Below are 15,939 nucleotides of genomic sequence, written 5' to 3' on the forward strand. Positions count from 1 at the left end.
GCTGCCCTTGAGCTTCTGCTTCAGATAGCTGGCGGAGAAGTCTGTGCTGAATGGTTCAGGGCCGAGTCGCGTCAAGCCTGTGATCACCTCTTCAATCGCCTGGCCCGGAGGCACCCACCACATTTCTCCGAAGCTGCGCACATCCACAAAGCGCAACTCCTCCTTTTTGGAGTTCCAGAGGCGAACACGGGTGTATTTGCACGGTTCTGAAGGCTGCTCATACCATTGGAATTGGCCGGTCATGCGCAGATGAACACCCCAAACACCACCTTCTGGCTCCAGGGCTGCCATCAGATATTTCCCTCTGCGCTGCCAGTGACCCACTGTCGTGCCGCAAAGGCCTGCAACAAAGTCTTCAGGACCTCCAGGGCTGGCAATGGCCCTTGGTCTGCAGACTTCAACTTGCGCAATTTTGAAGTCGACAAGACGGTCTACCAGTCCCCGACGGACCGTCTCGACTTCAGGAAGTTCAGGCAACGGCCTCAGGCCGGCTCGAGTTCCGCTTCAGCGAAATTGTTGGTGTTGATACCACCGTCAACGCCCTGCAGGCCGCTGTAGTTGACCTTCTCGAAGCGAACGACAACGGGGTAGCGGATTCCCGAGGTGTCGATGGAGGCAACGGTGCCAACTTCGTTGAACCAGTAGGACTCAGGACGCTTGATGCGCACCTTGGCGCCGCGGGTGATCGCCATCGCTGGGCATAAGGAGATGCAACCGGAGCGTATCTCGCGGAATGGATGGAGATGACCTCTGCGTCACAGAATGTCGTCCCTTCGTTGTCGGCGTCCCTTTGACCACTTCCATCGCCCTTGATTTAGATCCTTCGCTGCTTCAGCTGGATTTGCCGGACCCGGAGCAGGACGACATCAGCACGATGGAATTTCTGGCTCGGCTGGAACAGGCCTGGGCCGTCTGCGACCGCTTTGACCTCCAGACCGAGATCTGGCGCGGCCGCATCCTCCGCGCTGTGCGCGACAAGGAAAAGCGCGGTGGTGAAGGGCGGGGCGCCGGATTTCTGCAGTGGCTGAGGGAGCAAGAAATCAGCAAGACGCGCGCCTACGGCTTGATTCAACTGGCGGAATCCGCCGACAGCATGCTCAGCGACGGCACCCTGGAGGAGAGCAGTGTGAATCAGTTCTCCAAGCGCGCCTTCATGGAAACCGCCCAGGCGGCTCCTGAAGTGCAGCTGATGATTTCCGAGGCCGCTAACGAGGGGCAGGAGATCACCCGCAAACAGGTGCGTCGCCTCACCGATGAATTCACCGCGGCCACCAGTCCGTTGCTGCCGGAAGAAATCCGCCAGCGCACCCAGGAGAACCTGCTGCCACCCCGTGCGGTGGCTCCCTTGGTGCGGGAATTGGCCAAGCTGCCAGAGCCGCAGCAGGAAGATCTGCGTAAGGTACTCCGCGATGAGCCCGAACTCGACCGTATCAAGGACGTCACCAGCACAGCCCGCTGGATCACCAAGGCAACGGAATCGGGCATTGCTGTGCGGGCGTTTCAACAGGGAGATCTGGATCTCGACCGCGCCATGCAGGAGGCCCAGCGCCTGGATGCCCTTGGCCTACTGGCCGATGCGGTGGGCCAGGCGCAGGCCCTTGAGTCGGCGGTGCTGAAGCTGCACACCTCCTGGCGGCGCTTGGGCGGGCTTCAGGAGCGTCTTTGGGTTGAAAGCGGGAGCAGCACGCCTTACCTGCGCGATGTGCTCAATGCTCTGCAGACCCTCAGCGGTGCGACCCTGCGGGTGTCGTTAGGGGAGCTTGCCGGCGGAAAGCGGGTGCGGATTCAGCTGGTGGAGGAGTCCCCCGATCAATTGGATCCCCCGCCGCTGGCCTGACTCCATATCTTGTGCTCGATAATCTGAAGCCTCCAAATCTGGTGTGTTCTGGCTTCACTCGAGCGTGCACTGCAGACCCACTTCAGCTGGGATGGCTTCCGCCCCGGGCAACGGCCTGTAGTGGATGCTGTGCTGGCTGGTAGGGATGCGCTGGCGGTGCTGCCCACCGGTGGTGGCAAATCGCTCTGCTATCAGCTGCCGGCCCTGGTGCGCGAGGGCCTGGTGGTCGTGATCTCACCGTTGGTGGCGCTGATGGAGGACCAGGTGATGGCCTTGCAGCGACGGGGAATCGCTTCGGCCTGCATGCATGCCTTGAAGCAGCTGCGAGACGCCACACTGCGTCTCCTCTACATCGCGCCGGAACGACTCCAGGGTGAGCAGACCCGGCTGATGCTGGAACGTCTGCAACGGAGGGGCGACTGGTGGCCCTGGCGGTGGATGAAGCCCATTGCATCAGTGCCTGGGGGCATGACTTCCGCCCCGATTACCGCCGCCTCGGTCAGATCCGCAGCCTCTGCCCGGGAGTGCCAATGCTGGCTCTCAGCGCTACGGCAGCCCCACGGGTGCGGGCCGACATCATTCGCCTGCTGGATCTGCGTCGCCCGCTCGTGCAGGTGAGTTCGGCCCGCCGAGACAACCTCCACTACACGATGCAGCGGCGCCCCAGGGATCCCATGCCGCAGGTGTTGGAGGCACTGGAGATGTCCCATGGCGCTGCGCTGATCTATGCCCGCACCCGTCGTTCCGTGGAGCAGTGGGCGGAACGTCTCAGTAACCAAGGGGTTGCAGCAATGCCCTATCACGCCGGCTTGGATCCGGAGACCCGCCAGCAGGCCCTGAAGCTGTTTCTCGAGCACGAGCGGCCCGTCCTTGTGGCCACGGTGGTCTTCGGCATGGGCGTTGACCGTGACGATGTGGGCCTTGTGCTTCATCTCGATCTGCCGGCCACGCCTGAGGGCTATCTGCAGGAATCGGGCCGAAGCCGGCAAGCTGGGCCATGCAGGCTTCGGCCCGGGGCAGCGACGCCCTGGAGGACCGTCGCCGCTTGGACCATGCGCCACAGCTGGCGGTCGGCGACTTGGTGGGTCCCTGTGGTCGTTGCGATCGCTGCCTGGAGTCCCCCAAACGACGCGACTGGTCAGCCCAAGTCGAAACGCTCCTGGCCCATTTGGCTGAGCAGGACGGCATGGAGATGCGTCGCCTTGGAGAGCACCTGGCCCTGCATGAACCCGGACGCCACGACCGCTGGACCTGGTTGGCCCGTCGGCTCGTGCAGGAGGAGCTGATCCAGGAAAGCAACGACGGTGCGCAGCGGCTTTATCTCCGCGAGAGCGCCCGGAGATTCCTGGATTCCCCCTGGCCGCTCGACTACGCCGCCTAATTCAGATCAGGCCTTGGCCTGACAACGGTCCTTCACCAGGTCTTTTTCGAAGCGGTTCTTCGGCGCCTCCCAGGTTTTCCAGCTCCCATCGGCACCGGTGGCATTGATCTTCCTGGCGGAACAGTTCACAGCCAGGTAAAGAGCCTGTCCCTGGGCATTGATGGTGGGCACCACCTGACTGCCACCCATAGCTTGCCAGTTGCCCCAGTCCACCTGGAGGGGTCCATAGGTGCGCCAGTCAGCCGACTTGGCCAAGGTCTGCTGGGGATTGGCGGCCTCGACCGGCTTGGCCGTGACCACCGGTTTTTTGGCCTGAACCGGTTTTGTTTGTACAGGCTTGGTTTGGACGGGCTTGGCCTTGGCTTGAACCGTTGGCTTCACCGTCATAACTGCTGTGCTGGCGGTGGCCACCGGTTCTGTTTTGGACGGCTGCGATTGGGCGGTGATGGGTGTTTGGAAGGAGGGATCCGTCAGATACAGGCGCGTGCCCACTTCCACTTTATTGGGGTCGCTCAGCTGGTTGATGCTGATCAGGCTGGCCACCGGCAGCTTGTAGGCCTTGGCGATCTGCGTGAGGGTCTGTCCTTTGGCAACCGTGTGTTCCGTGGCTCCTGGAATTGGGGTCACAGCCACTGGCTTGAAGGCCGGACGGGGCATCACGGCATTGCTGGGGAGTCGCAGGGTCTGGCCGATCTCGATGTGATTGGCATTGCGGATGTTGTTGAGGGCCATGAGGTCGCGACTGCGGACCTGGTATTGGCTGGCAATGCTGCTGAGGGTCTCACCGCTGTTGACGCGATGGCGGCCTGAGCCTGCCGTCACGGTGGGGCCTGGCACCTGCAAGCGGCGTCCGGCTTCAACAAGGTCTGGGTTGCGGATCCCATTCATCCGCATCAGGGTGCCGACGGTCACCCCGTAGCGGCCAGCGATATCCGAAAGCGTCTCACCGGATCGCACCGTCACCGAGGCAGCCCTGGCTGACAGGGGGAACCAAGCCGTCAGCAGCAGGGCGGCAAGAGCGGTACGGCGCATTCGTCTCCGGCAGATCTCCGCAAGATACGGTGCCTGAGGTAAAGCGCCAGCCCCCCAGAGCAACTGCTGCAGAAGGGATTTGGGGGCTGTCCCCGCGCGTTATCCCGCCAGCCGCCTCAGCAGGTTGAGATCCACCTTGTAGGGCGGGTAGCGCAGCTTGAAATCAAACCGGAAGGGGCGCTTGAGCACCGCCTTGTGGTGGCTGAACGTGTCGAAGCCGCTTTGGCCGTGGTAACTGCCCATCCCGCTGGCGCCGACGCCGCCGAAGGGCAGTTGTGGCACCCCGGCCTGCATCATCACATCGTTCAGGCAGACCCCGCCCGAGCTGGTGGTGGTGAGCACCTGCTGTTGCTGGGCCTCATCACCGCCGAACAGGTACAGCGCCAACGGTTTGGGCCCTTGGCGGATCTCCTGAAGGGTTGTGGTGAGGTCCTCGAGCACCAGCACCGGCAGGAGAGGGCCGAACAGTTCCTCGGCCATCAGTGGATCATTGCGGTCAGCCACGCGAATCACGGTGGGGGCGATGCGCCGCTGCTTACGGCTGATTTCGCCTCCGATCAGGATGCGACCATCCGCTCTGGCGGACTCCAGCAGCAGCTCCAGCTGATTGAACTGGCGTTCATTGATGATTTGCCCCAGCTGATTCGAGTTGAGGGGATCGGCGCCATACATCTCTGTTCGGGCCTCCTCCATCGCCTTCAGCAGCGGTGAACGCAGTGCGGGTGGCACCAGCAGATGGTCTGGAGCGATGCAGGTCTGTCCTGCATTGATCCCTTTGCCCCAGATCAAACGACGTGCCCCCACCGTGAGGTCGGTCCCTTCAAGAACGATGGCGGGGCTCTTGCCCCCTAGTTCCAGGGTCACCGGCGTGAGGTGTGCAGCAGCTCCCTCCAGCACCTTCCGACCGACGCTGCCGCCACCGGTGAAAAAGATGTGGTCGAAGGGCATGGCAACCAGGTCGGCTGCCATGGCTCCATCTCCCTGGACCACCTGCACTACCTCAGGCTCAAAGTGCTGAGGGATCAGCCGTGCGATCAGATCCGAGATGCCCCTGGCATGTTCCGAGGGCTTGAGCACGGCAGTGTTGCCAGCAGCCAGGGCACTAATCAAGGGCCGCAGCATCAGTGCAAAGGGATAGTTCCAAGGTCCGATCACCAGAACGCACCCCAGTGGTTCCGGTACAACCTTGGCCTGGCCGGGGCGCAGTGAGAGGGGGACAGCCACGCGGCGCGGGCGCATCCACCGCTCCAGCTGCCGGCCGGTGAGCTTGAGCTCCTGTCGCAGGGCCACCAGCTCAAAAAAGGCTTCGGTGGATGGTTTGCCAAGGTCGGTGGCGAGGGCCTCGAGCACCTCCGATTCGTGCTCTTCTATCAGGGCGGAGAGCCGTTGCAATTGCTCTCGGCGCCAGGCCAGGGGACGGGTCAGCCCAGCCCCCACGAGCTCCTGCATCCGGCTCAGTTGCGTTTGGGTGAGGGCCACGGGGCTGACGATCAGGCCAGTCGGGTCTAGCAGTGGTGAATCTGCAACCGGGGGATGACCCCAGCGCTTCCGTGGTGGTCAGGGACGGTCATCTATCAGTTGATCGTTCGCAGCTATTCCGATGGGAATGGCGATGGCACTGGTGATTTCAAGGGGCTTGCGGCGCGGTTGCCCTATCTGCGTTGGCTGGGGGTCAACACCCTCTGGTTGACCCCGATTTATCCCTCCCCCCTGCGGGACGGGGGCTACGACATCACTGACTTCACCGGAATCCATCCGGATCTGGGGGCTCTCTCCTCCTTTCATCGGTTCCTCACGGCGGCCCACAGCCAGGGGATGCGCGTGATTTTGGACTTTGTGCTGAACCACACCAGTGACTTGCATCCCTGGTTCCAGCGGGCCCGCTGGGCTCCCAAGGGCAGTCCTGAACGGGATGTTTACGTCTGGAGCGACGACCCCAAGCGCTACGCCGAGGCACCGGTTCTGTTCCGACACTTCGAGGCTTCGAACTGGGAGTGGGATCCGGTTGCCGAGCAGTACTACCTGCACCGTTTCCTGCGTCATCAGCCTGATCTCAATTACGAGAACCCTTGGGTGCAGGACACGATGCTGGAGGTGGTCGACTTTTGGCTGGATCGCGGTGTCGACGGGTTCCGTTTGGATGCGGTTCCGTTCCTGTTCGAGTCAGAGGGCACCCGCTGCGAGGGATTGCCGGAGACCCACGCCTTCCTCAAGCGATTGCGGGAGCGGGTGGATGCCCATGGTCGTGATGTGCTCTTGCTGGGAGAGGCGATTCAGCCGGTGGAGGAGGCCGCTCCTTACCTGGCGGATGACGAATTGCATGGAGCGTTCAACTTCGTGCTCACCGCCCATCTGTTCGCGGCCATTGCCAGTGGCCGCACCCAACAGCTCGGGGAGTGTCTGATGCAAGCCGAGCAGGCAGTGCGTGGTCTCCGCTGGGCCCTGCCCCTGCGCAATCACGATGAACTCTGGTTAGGGGATGGTCATCTCATCAGCGATGAGGTGATTCAGACCATCCGGGTGGGCCTGCCACAGGGGCAGGGGCACTGGTTGAATTGGGGCATTAACCGACGCCTGGCTCCTCTTCTCAACGGCGATCCACGCTCCAACCGGTTGCTGCATGGGCTCCTCTACAGCCTTCCGGGGATGCCCTGCCTGTATTACGGCGATGAACTGGGTATGGGCGACTGGCCCGGTCTGCGGGACCGTGATCCCAACCGCACGCCGATGGCCTGGACGCCGGCCCGCAACGGTGGCTTCTCCACTGCCCCCGATCCGCTGTTGGTGCTGCCACCGATCACCGCTCCCGGCTACGACTACCGCGTTGTGAATGTGGAGGTGCAGAAGCAGCTGCCGGGGTCGCTCCTGAATTGGCACCGGCGCATGCTTACCTGCCGCCGGCTGCTGCCAGCACTGCGGCATGGAAGCTTCCGGTTGTTGCACAGCCCCCACCCCGGAGTGCTGGTGTATCTCCGCTGCACCGAGGCGATGACGATGCTCGTGGCCGCCAATGTCACCGCAGCGGGAGCGTCACTCAGTTTGGATCTGTCGGAGTGGACCGGCGAGCGCACCCGTGAGGTGATGTGGGGCTGTGAGTTCCCGCCCGCCGCAGCGGAGTGGTTCGTGAACCTTCCGCCCTATGGATTCAACTGGTGGTTGATCGGAGAGGTGGAGCACGCTGCCACGCCCGCCTGATCCAGCAGCTCTTCCACCTGGGGCCGGAGTCGTTCGGCCTCGTTCAAATCCACCATAGCCAGACGGCAGCGGCGGGCCAGCACATCGCTGCTGCTTCGTGCATGTTCTCGCTGAATTGAATGGTCCAGTTCTGCGCCGCAGAGCGGGATCACCGGGCTGAGGGGCTCGCGTCGGCTGGGCTCTGCGGGTTCGATCAAGGCCACGGCCTCCAAGCCATAGGTGCGTTGTAGATGGGCGACTTGTGCGGCTTTGAGGGCGCTGTCGGGAAGCAGGGCTTCGAGTTGGTGTTTCTGGCGGCGGAGCCCGTCCTGGGTGGCCTCTAACGACTCCGCTGCACCCCGCAGTGGCATTGCTTCAGGGGTGGGCAGCGCTTTTCCAAGCTGGCGTTCCACCGCGGTCAGGGTGTCCTCAGCCATCGGTCGGCAGGTGGTCCACTTGCCCCCCATCACGCTCACCAGGCCGCAGGTCAGAGTTTCCACCTCGTGCTCCCGCACCACACGGCTGCTGTCCATGCCCTGGTCTGCTGGCTTCAGCAGCGGGCGTCCCCCCGCCCATCGGCTGCTCACCTTCGGATGCTGGAGCTGGGGAAACCAGTCACGCACGTAGTTGAGCAGGTAGGTCTCCTCTTCCTCAGAGGGGGATGTGGCACTTTCCTTGGTGCAGGCTTCGTCCGTCGTCCCCACCAGGGTGCGGCCGTGGAAGGGGAGCATGAACAGCACGCGTCCATCCGTGGTGGACGGCACCAGAAGCCCCAGGTTCTCTGGGCAGAGGTCCTGCTCCAGCACGATGTGTGCCCCACGGCTGGTCAGCATCCGTGGCGGGGCATCAGCCTCCGCCAGACGGCGGATCTCATCCGCCCGTATGCCCGTGGCATTCACAAACGCTGAGGCGCACCAGCGTTCCCGTTGGCCCGTGGCGGATTCACTGATGGCGGCCTTGAGCTGGCCCGTGCCGTCGGTGTCCAGCTCCACCACCCGGCAACGGGTGCGCAGGGTTGCCCCTCGTTGCTCGGCACTGAGAGCCAACAGCAGGTTGAGGCGTGCATCGTCGAATTGCCCGTCGCTGTAGGCCACGCCGCCTTGACATGCCTTCAGCAGAGGCAGGGCCTGACGCATCTGCTGCTGGGACAGCAGTCGACTGTGGCCGATGCTCCGCTGACCAGCCAGGGCGTCATACATCCCTAGCCCAAGTCGGTAGTAGGCCTGTTCCCAGAGCTGTTGTGTGGGCAGGGCCAGTTCGAGTCGTTGGGCCAGGAACGGTGCCTGGGCCAACCAGTGGCTCCGCTCGAGCAGGGCTTCCCGCACCAGCCTCAGTTGGGCCAGGTCCAAAGTTTTAAAGGCCAGCTCCAGGTAGCGGACTCCGCCATGGAGCAGCTTCGTGCTGCGGCAACTTGTGCCACCGCCGATGTCTCCGGCCTCGAGCAGGGCCACGCTCAGCCCCCGTCGTGTTGCCTCATAGGCCACGCTGGCACCGCTGGCACCTGCGCCGATGACCAGCAGGTCTACCTGATGATCAGCCATGCCACCCTAGGCTTCTGCAGACGGCGTCCTGCCAGTGCGCGCGCCAGCGGTTGCGCTGGGATGCATCCATCTGCGGGTGGAACAGTTGCGCGCCGTCCCTCTGTACGGTCGCGAGCTGCTCCAGGTCGCTGATCACCCCAGCCTGGAGGCCTGCGAACAGCGCCACTCCCCGGGCGGTGCTCTCGAGGCTGGCGGGACGCCGCACCGTCAGACCGGTGCAATCCGCCTGCGCCTGCAGCAGAGGGTCGGAGGCTGCGGCACCACCATCCACTACCAGTTCACCCAGGCCGGTGCCGAGGGCCTGCTCGGCAAGCTCCACCAAGGTCGCCACCGACAGGGCGATTCCCTCCAGCGCTGCGCGGGCGATGTGACCGCGTCCGCTGTCACGGGTCAGGCCCACCAGAACACCGCGTGCCTGGGGATCCCAGTGCGGTGTTCCCCAGCCGGTGAAGGCGGGCACGAGCATCACCCCTCCTGAATCCGGCACCGAACGCGCCAGTTCGTTCACCTGGGGGGCCTGATCAATGATCTGCAGCCCATCCCGCAGCCATTGGATGACGGTGCCGGCGTTGAACAGACTTCCCTCAAGGCAAAAGCTGGGTGTTCCGGCGGCATCCGTCCAGCCGAGGGTGCTGAGCAGCCCTGCATCTGAGCGGCGGACGACATCGCCGGTGTTGATCACGAGAAAAGCCCCCGTGCCGTAAGTGCACTTGCCTTCTTCGGGATGCAGACAGAGCTGGCCCAGGGTGGCGGCCTGTTGGTCGCCGAGCATCGCCTGGATCGGCAAGCCTGCAAAGGGAAGGTTCGAAGCCATACACCCGAACTCTCCGCGGCAGGGCAGCAGTTCGGGCAGAGCGTTGGCGGGGAGCCCTGTGGGCTCTCGGAAGTTATCCACCCAGTGCTGCTGCTCCAGGTCCATCAGCAGCGTTCGGCTGGCATTGCTCATGTCACTGCCGTGGCGCTGGCCGTCGGTGAGTTGCCAGAGCAGCCAGCTTTCCACCGTGCCGAAACAGAGGTCATCGCTGGCCGCGGCAGCCTGGGCGTCTCCGTAGTGATCGAGCATCCAGCGGATCTTGCTGGCACTGAAATAGGGGTCGAGCAGCAAGCCCGTGCGCCGGCACCACTCCTGCTCCAGTCCTTGCTGCTTCCAGGCCTCGCAGATGGCGACGGTGCGGCCGTCCTGCCAGACGAGGGCCGGTCCGCAGGGGAGGCCATTGCTGCGGCGCCAGAGCACGGTGGTTTCCCGTTGGTTGGTGATGCCGCAGCTCACGACTGCCTTGCGCTGCCCTTCGCTGAGCTTCGAATCGAGCTGCACCAGGGCTTGCCGCTGGCTGGTCCAGATCGCCATCGGGTCCTGTTCCACCCATCCATCGGCGGGGTAGGAAATCGGCAGCGGTGCACTGGCGCTGACCACTAGATCCCCTGAGCTGCTGAACAGCGCGGCTCTGGAACTGCTGGTGCCCTGATCGAGGGCCAGAAGAAGAGGCTGTTCCGCCATGGCCAATGTCTTTCTCTCCTGCTAGCCAGGAGATGGCTGACTGCAAAGGTTTGGCAGCGATCACTCCGTTTCACGATCCCCCCGCCTGGGTGGCGGATGCGGTGCTCTATCAGATCTTTCCCGACCGTTTTCGCCGCAGTGGGAGGGTCGATGCGCAGCGCCATCTCGCCCTGAAGCCATGGGGGGCTGACCCTCTCGAGGAGGGATTCCAGGGCGGGGATCTCTACGGCGTCATCGATGCTCTCGATGGGCTCCAAGCCATGGGCATCACCTGCCTCTATTTCACGCCGATCTTCAGTTCAGCCGCTAACCATCGCTATCACGTCTACGACTACTTCGAGGTGGATCCCCTGCTGGGGGGCAATGCAGCACTCAGGGACCTGATCGACGCCGTGCATCAGCGCGGCATGAGGGTGATTCTGGATGGGGTGTTCAACCACTGCGGCCGCGGCTTTTGGGCTTTTCATCACGTGGTGGAGAACGGTATGGATTCGCCGTACCGGGATTGGTTCCATGTGTACCGTTGGCCACTGCAGCCCTATCCCGCCCCAGGGGAGGACTGTGGCTACGACGGCTGGTGGACCTTGCCTGATCTGCCCAAGTTCAACCATGCCAATCCAGGTGTTCGGGAGCACCTGCTGGCGGTTGGCCGTCACTGGCTCGAACAGGGGATTGATGGCTGGCGTCTCGACGTCCCTGCCGAGGTCCCGGCCGACTTCTGGGTGGAGTTTCGGCAGATGGTGCGGTCCACCAACCCGGAGGCCTGGATTGTTGGAGAGGTGTGGGGTGATGCGACTACCTGGCTGCAGGGCGACCACTTCGATGGCGTGATGAATTACCGGCTTGGTTGGAGCAGCATTTGCTGGGCCGCCGGTGAAGCGTTGCGGCGGGACTACCGCAATTCCGAATACCCCCTCGACCCCCTGGATGGACAGGCGTTGTTAACCATCTGGACGACAATAACGCGTTCCTACCGGGAGGTGGTGAACTGGGCCCAGATGAATCTGCTCGACAGCCACGACGTGCCCCGTGCACTTCACAGCCTCAACAACGATGTGGCGGCCCTGAAGTTGGCCCTGCTGCTGCTCTTCCTCCACCTGGGAGCGCCCTGCGTTTACTACGGGACCGAAGCTGCTCTGGCCGGTGGCCCTGAACCGGGCCCCTCCAGCGGTCCTGGACCGGCCTGCCGTGAGGCCTATCCCTGGGATATCCCCTGGCCCGCTGATCTGCGCTCTTTCATTCAGTCCCTCGCAGAACTCCGCTGTGCCCATGGGGTCTTGCGCAGGGAGGGTCTGCGCTGGTCAGCCCAAGGGGCGGACGTGCTGGAGGGCGTTGCGGATGGCCTGCGGGTCGTGATCAACCGCAGTCGCTCCAACCACGTGCCCCTAACCATTGAGCCGGGACGTTCCTGTGTTTGGACGCTGGGAACTGTCGACAGCCGAGGTGTTGGACCGCAATCGGCGGCTGTTCTGGGGTCGTAACCCCTCTCACCTGGTGCCGAGGGGAGGAAGAAAGCCCTTGTCGAGACTTGAACTCGAGACCTCTCCCTTACCAAGGGAGTGCTCTACCGCTGAGCTACAAGGGCATGTGGAGGATGGGCCGGGTTGGATTTGAACCAACGTAGGCAGAGCCAGCGGATTTACAGTCCGCCCCCATTAACCACTCGGGCACCGACCCGAACCACACTGCAACAACCTACCAGTCGGTGTGTCCTCCCCCACGATCTCGATACGATCTGCCGAGCTGAAGCGATCTCCAGCCATGCACGTTCTGCTGCTGAACGGTCCGAATCTGAACCTGTTGGGCCAGCGTGAGCCTGGGATCTATGGGCATTCCTCTCTGGTGGACATCGAAGCGGCGCTGACCCGGGAGGCGGAGCAAGAATCTGTGCAGCTGGATTGCTTTCAGAGCAATTTCGAAGGTGCCCTGGTGGATCGGATTCACCAGGGCATGGGCCGATGCGATGGGATCTTAATCAATGCCGGGGCCTACACCCACACGTCCATCGCCATCCGTGATGCCCTTGCTGGCGTCGCGATCCCCTACGTGGAATTGCACCTCAGCAACACCCATGCCCGGGAAAAGTTCCGCCATCACTCATTTCTGGCTGAGCGCGCTGTGGGTGTGATCTGTGGGTTCGGACCAGCCAGTTACAGCCTTGCCTTGAGCGGATTGCTCAGCCACCTGCGCCGGAACGCATGACCACCACTGTTCCATCAAAAACTGTTCCATCAAAAACAGTTCCTTCGAAAATAGTGCCCTCGAAGACGGTGGCGTCGATCCGCTGGTTGACTGCGCCCACCAGTTGGAGCTGGGTAGAGCAGGCCAACACTCGGCCGATGGAGGTGTTGATCGATCACGCCCACTGCGAACGCAAGGCTGCCGGGGCTGCGGTTCAGATGATGTTCCGCTATCTCTGCGAACCGGGTCTGGGTGAAGCCCTCAGCCCTCTGGTGCGGGAAGAGCTGGAGCACTTCGAGCAAGTTCTGGCTCTGATCAAGGCGCGGGGGTGCTACCTGGAACCGCTGCCTTCCCCGGGCTATGGCGCTGATCTTGCCCGGCAGATCCGTAAAGGTGAGCCGCAGAGAATGCTCGACTCTTTCCTGGTAGCTGGTCTGATCGAAGCCCGCAGCCATGAGCGCATGGCCCTGCTGGCGGAGCACAGCCCGGATCCTCAGTTAAGGGAGCTTTACAGCGATCTCTTGGCGAGTGAAGCGCGCCACTTCGGCTTGTATTGGGTGCTGTGTGAGCAGCGCTATCCGCGGGAGCTGATCGTCGAGCGCCTCGAACTGCTGGCCCGGGCCGAAGTGAAGGCGTTGGAAGGGGAGTTGGCACGCCCTGAAGACGTGCGGATGCATTCTTGTGGTGTGGACGTCAGTCAGATCAGCTGAGCCGCCTCCTGCAAGGCCTCCAGCCTGGATGGCCGAAGCACACCCTCCACACCGAATTGCCGCAGCCGTTGTTCGAGGGTCTGGTTGGCTCCTGCGATGAACAGGGTGCGGTCCGCTGATCGTGCTTCCTCCACCATGCGTTCAATCGCCAGGGTTGCGGTAACCCCAATGCGGGAGACGTCGGTGAGGTCAAGGATCAGAACCCTGTAGCTCTGGATCAACCCCATCCGGGCACTGATTCCTTTGGCGGCGCCAAAACTCAAAGGGCCGCGCAGACGGAACAGCATCAAGGCCTTGCCGCAGCGCAGGATCAAGGCTTCCTCCTCCGGGGAAAGACTGGCGTGCAGTGCATCCGTGGCATCGGAACGATTGTCCTCTTCCATTCCCTCCAGTTGAGACCGCGTGATCGCATCAACGGTCAACAAGTTGGCCACGAACATCCCCACCAAAACGCCCCAGATCAGGTCCCAGAACACTGTCATCAACAACACGGCATACATCAGCACGGCCGTTTTCGCCGACAGGCGATGGGCGCGAAGCAGAAACCCCCAGTCGATGATGTCGAGGCCGACTTTGATCAGGATTCCCGCTAGCAGCGCCGTGGGGATCTGTGCTGCTAGGGGGCCTGCCCCCAGCAGCACGAGCAGCAGCACCAGGGAATGGGTCATGCCCGACCAGGGCGTCTGACCACCGGATTTAATATTGATCACCGTTCGCATCGTGGCTCCGGCACCGGGAAGGCCCGAGAGAAACCCGGCCGTGGTGTTGGCGATGCCCTGGCCGATCAGCTCACGGTTGGAGTCGTGGTGGGTCTGGGTGATGTTGTCGGCCACCAGGGAGGTGAGCAACGAGTCGATGGCCCCGAGCAGGGCGAGAACCATTCCGGCTTTCACCAGCTCCGGCAGGTACTGGCTGAAATCGGGAACCACCAGTTGCAAGCCACCTTCCGGGATTGCACCGATCCGTGCGATGGGCTCAAGGCCCAGCTCCAGCAGCCGATTGTCGTTGAACAGCACCAGCGACAACGGCGTCACGATCAGCAGCGCCAGCAGAGGCGTTGGAACCCACTGACGGATGCGCAAAGGAGTCAGAAACACCAGGGCGAGTGTCATCAATCCAACGGCGAGCGCGGCTGGGTTCCAGCTAGGTGCCTCGATCAGCGAACTCAGGGACGCAACCACGCCGCCCTGGGTGCTCACCCCGATGAAGGGCCCAAGTTGCAGCACCAGGATGATGAAACCGATCCCCGACATGAAGCCGGAGACCACCGAGTAAGGCACCAGGGTGATGAAGCGCCCCAGCCGCAGCACCCCAAGTAGGGTTTCGAACGCACCACCGATCACCACAGCGGCCATCACCAACGGCAGCATCTCGCCAGCATTGAGATCACGACTGATGCCGATGGCGGCCAGGCTCGAGACGATCCCCGCCACGGTGACGCTCATCGGTCCTGTGGGTCCGCTCACCTGAGCGGGAGTTCCCCCGAGCAGGGCCGCCAGGAATCCGGTGACGATGGCGCCATACAGGCCGTAAATGGCGCCGCCTGGCCCCAGGGCGGCATTGCCGAAGGCCAGGGCAAGGGGCAGCGCGACCACGGCTGCCGTCAATCCTCCGAGAAGGTCGCCTCGGATGTTGCGCTGATGCAGACCGTGAATCAGTGCCATCTCAGTTCAAACCACTCCAGCGGCTCAGGGCTTCCAGGGACTGAACCCCAATTCTTCGGCGTCCATCGGGGAGAACCCAGGTGGGGTAGGCCCGGATCTCTGCGGTGCTACAGGCTTCGGCTTGTTGCGCCAGCTGCATCGGCTTGCGGCACTCCACGTAGGTCACGTCCGCTCCGGCCTGTTTGCCGAAAAGATTCATCTGCTTGAAGCAGGCCGGGCAGGTCCAAGCGCCGTAAAACTTGGCTCCCATCGCCTTCAGATGCTGCGTCAGTTCAAGGGCTTGGGGGCTGGAGTTGCGCAGGGGCTCTCCGATCGTGCTGGTCCAGGGATCGGCCGACACCGGTGGGCCACCAACAGCTCCGCCAGCTGCGACCAGCACGGTTGCCAGCAGGGATGAAGCCATGCTCCTCATGCTGATGCAGCGGTTCGCCTGAAGCTAGGTCGCATTAAGGCGTTCGGGCTTCCCTCCATGCGGAAGCAACAACGCAAGCCCTGTTGCGGTGAGACTGGGTTCACCACTGGATAGGTATGGCAGGCAGCGGATACAAGGACTATTTCCAGGTGCTCGGTGTCGATCGCAGCACCGATGCCAATGCCATCAAGAAAGCCTTTCGCAGCCTGGCGCGCCAATACCACCCTGACGTCAACCCCGGTGATGCCCAGGCTGAAGCGCGGTTTAAGGAAATCAGTGAGGCCTACGAAGTGCTCTCCGATCCCGAGAAACGGCGTCGCTATGAGCAATTTGGCCAGTACTGGAATCAGGCCGGCGGCATGGGCGGGGGAGCCGCACCCGGGATGGATGTCGACTTCGGTCGCTACGGCAATTTCGACGATTTCATCAACGACCTCTTGGGCCGTTTCGGTGGACCGGCCGGTGGGGGCTTTGCAGGGGGTGGCTTTGCTCGTGGTGCCCAGGCTTCA

General features: G+C 63.0%; 14 protein-coding genes, 2 tRNA genes and 1 pseudogene. 7 read left to right on the plus strand and 10 right to left on the minus strand.

All coding sequences use genetic code 11. From position 1 onward, the window contains the following. Window positions 1–477 (minus strand): DNA-formamidopyrimidine glycosylase family protein (locus ACGVJ8_RS02275; RefSeq protein WP_392345292.1); only part of this gene is annotated, 477 nt, incomplete at its 3' end. A 5-nt stretch (window positions 478–482) separates the two neighbouring features. Then, window positions 483–692: a photosystem I reaction center subunit IV gene (locus tag ACGVJ8_RS02280; protein WP_006851563.1), complete on the minus strand. Its 210-nt coding sequence runs from the start codon at window positions 690–692 to the stop codon at window positions 483–485. A gap of 41 nt (window positions 693–733) precedes the next feature. Between ACGVJ8_RS02280 and ACGVJ8_RS02285 the strand changes: the two genes are divergently transcribed. Further along, complete coding sequence (locus ACGVJ8_RS02285; RefSeq protein ID WP_392345293.1) at window positions 734–1,837, plus strand: hypothetical protein; 1,104 nt, start codon at window positions 734–736, stop codon at window positions 1,835–1,837. A 69-nt stretch (window positions 1,838–1,906) separates the two neighbouring features. Continuing rightward, a pseudogene (locus ACGVJ8_RS02290) lies at window positions 1,907–3,218 on the plus strand (RecQ family ATP-dependent DNA helicase). Between the two features lie 6 nt (window positions 3,219–3,224). On the opposite strand, the gene ACGVJ8_RS02295 reads toward ACGVJ8_RS02290, so the two are convergent. Together ACGVJ8_RS02295 and ACGVJ8_RS02300 are read right to left on the minus strand one after the other, a co-directional pair. Further along, window positions 3,225–4,250 (minus strand): LysM peptidoglycan-binding domain-containing protein, encoded by a 1,026-nt coding sequence (locus tag ACGVJ8_RS02295; protein WP_392345294.1) that lies wholly within the window; start codon window positions 4,248–4,250, stop codon window positions 3,225–3,227. 99 nt (window positions 4,251–4,349) lie between these two features. Beyond that, window positions 4,350–5,729: an aldehyde dehydrogenase family protein gene (locus ACGVJ8_RS02300; protein WP_392345295.1), complete on the minus strand. Its 1,380-nt coding sequence runs from the start codon at window positions 5,727–5,729 to the stop codon at window positions 4,350–4,352. A gap of 54 nt (window positions 5,730–5,783) precedes the next feature. Between ACGVJ8_RS02300 and ACGVJ8_RS02305 the strand changes: the two genes are divergently transcribed. Next, window positions 5,784–7,445: an alpha-amylase family protein gene (locus ACGVJ8_RS02305; RefSeq protein WP_392345296.1), complete on the plus strand. Its 1,662-nt coding sequence runs from the start codon at window positions 5,784–5,786 to the stop codon at window positions 7,443–7,445. On the opposite strand, the gene ACGVJ8_RS02310 is transcribed toward ACGVJ8_RS02305, so the two are convergent. After that, on the minus strand, window positions 7,388–8,965 hold the full coding sequence (locus ACGVJ8_RS02310; RefSeq protein ID WP_392345297.1) for an FAD-dependent oxidoreductase: 1,578 nt from the start codon (window positions 8,963–8,965) through the stop codon (window positions 7,388–7,390). The genes ACGVJ8_RS02305 and ACGVJ8_RS02310 overlap by 58 nt on opposite strands. Beyond that, on the minus strand, window positions 8,958–10,463 hold the full coding sequence (gene glpK / locus ACGVJ8_RS02315) for a glycerol kinase GlpK (RefSeq protein WP_392345298.1): 1,506 nt from the start codon (window positions 10,461–10,463) through the stop codon (window positions 8,958–8,960). The genes ACGVJ8_RS02310 and glpK overlap by 8 nt, the downstream gene beginning before the upstream one ends. 32 nt (window positions 10,464–10,495) lie before the next feature. Here glpK and ACGVJ8_RS02320 point away from each other — a divergent pair, with 32 nt between their 5' ends. Beyond that, window positions 10,496–11,944 carry a glycoside hydrolase family 13 protein gene (locus tag ACGVJ8_RS02320; protein WP_392345299.1) on the plus strand — a complete coding sequence of 483 codons (1,449 nt, stop codon included), beginning with the start codon at window positions 10,496–10,498 and terminating at the stop codon, window positions 11,942–11,944. 32 nt (window positions 11,945–11,976) lie between these two features. On the opposite strand, the gene ACGVJ8_RS02325 is transcribed toward ACGVJ8_RS02320, so the two are convergent. After that, a tRNA-Thr gene (locus ACGVJ8_RS02325) sits at window positions 11,977–12,048 on the minus strand. A 10-nt stretch (window positions 12,049–12,058) separates the two neighbouring features. After that, a tRNA-Tyr gene (locus tag ACGVJ8_RS02330) sits at window positions 12,059–12,140 on the minus strand. A gap of 84 nt (window positions 12,141–12,224) precedes the next feature. Here ACGVJ8_RS02330 and aroQ point away from each other — a divergent pair. Continuing rightward, window positions 12,225–12,665, plus strand: coding sequence for a type II 3-dehydroquinate dehydratase (aroQ, locus tag ACGVJ8_RS02335; RefSeq protein WP_392345300.1), 441 nt, complete (start codon window positions 12,225–12,227; stop codon window positions 12,663–12,665). Further along, window positions 12,662–13,354, plus strand: coding sequence for a tRNA-(ms[2]io[6]A)-hydroxylase (locus ACGVJ8_RS02340; RefSeq protein WP_392345301.1), 693 nt, complete (start codon window positions 12,662–12,664; stop codon window positions 13,352–13,354). Before aroQ ends, ACGVJ8_RS02340 begins: the two co-directional genes overlap by 4 nt. On the opposite strand, the gene ACGVJ8_RS02345 is transcribed toward ACGVJ8_RS02340, so the two are convergent. Both ACGVJ8_RS02345 and ACGVJ8_RS02350 read right to left on the minus strand, forming a co-directional pair. After that, a complete protein-coding gene (locus ACGVJ8_RS02345) occupies window positions 13,342–15,018 on the minus strand; it encodes a SulP family inorganic anion transporter (RefSeq protein WP_392345302.1) in 1,677 nt (558 codons plus the stop codon). The genes ACGVJ8_RS02340 and ACGVJ8_RS02345 overlap by 13 nt on opposite strands. A gap of 1 nt (window position 15,019) precedes the next feature. Continuing rightward, window positions 15,020–15,421, minus strand: coding sequence for a vitamin K epoxide reductase (locus ACGVJ8_RS02350; RefSeq protein WP_392345303.1), 402 nt, complete (start codon window positions 15,419–15,421; stop codon window positions 15,020–15,022). 125 nt (window positions 15,422–15,546) lie between these two features. On the opposite strand from ACGVJ8_RS02350, the gene ACGVJ8_RS02355 reads away from it, so the two are divergent. Beyond that, window positions 15,547–15,939, plus strand: a 393-nt coding sequence (locus tag ACGVJ8_RS02355) for a DnaJ domain-containing protein (protein ID WP_392345304.1), incomplete at its 3' end; no start/stop codon positions are given.

The sequence above is a fragment of the Parasynechococcus sp. genome (assembly GCF_042954245.1).
GTDB lineage: Bacteria > Cyanobacteriota > Cyanobacteriia > PCC-6307 > Cyanobiaceae > Parasynechococcus.

Coding starts and splice junctions, on each gene's coding strand:
- ACGVJ8_RS02295 (WP_392345294.1), bottom strand. CDS start 4,250: ATGCGCCGTACCGCTCTTGCCGCCCTGCTGCTGACGGCTTGGTTCCCC.
- ACGVJ8_RS02320 (WP_392345299.1), top strand. CDS start 10,496: ATGGCTGACTGCAAAGGTTTGGCAGCGATCACTCCGTTTCACGATCCC.
- ACGVJ8_RS02350 (WP_392345303.1), bottom strand. CDS start 15,421: ATGGCTTCATCCCTGCTGGCAACCGTGCTGGTCGCAGCTGGCGGAGCT.
- ACGVJ8_RS02345 (WP_392345302.1), bottom strand. CDS start 15,018: ATGGCACTGATTCACGGTCTGCATCAGCGCAACATCCGAGGCGACCTT.
- ACGVJ8_RS02305 (WP_392345296.1), top strand. CDS start 5,784: ATGACCCCAGCGCTTCCGTGGTGGTCAGGGACGGTCATCTATCAGTTG.
- ACGVJ8_RS02340 (WP_392345301.1), top strand. CDS start 12,662: ATGACCACCACTGTTCCATCAAAAACTGTTCCATCAAAAACAGTTCCT.
- aroQ (WP_392345300.1), top strand. CDS start 12,225: ATGCACGTTCTGCTGCTGAACGGTCCGAATCTGAACCTGTTGGGCCAG.
- ACGVJ8_RS02280 (WP_006851563.1), bottom strand. CDS start 692: ATGGCGATCACCCGCGGCGCCAAGGTGCGCATCAAGCGTCCTGAGTCC.
- ACGVJ8_RS02310 (WP_392345297.1), bottom strand. CDS start 8,965: ATGGCTGATCATCAGGTAGACCTGCTGGTCATCGGCGCAGGTGCCAGC.
- ACGVJ8_RS02285 (WP_392345293.1), top strand. CDS start 734: ATGGATGGAGATGACCTCTGCGTCACAGAATGTCGTCCCTTCGTTGTC.
- glpK (WP_392345298.1), bottom strand. CDS start 10,463: ATGGCGGAACAGCCTCTTCTTCTGGCCCTCGATCAGGGCACCAGCAGT.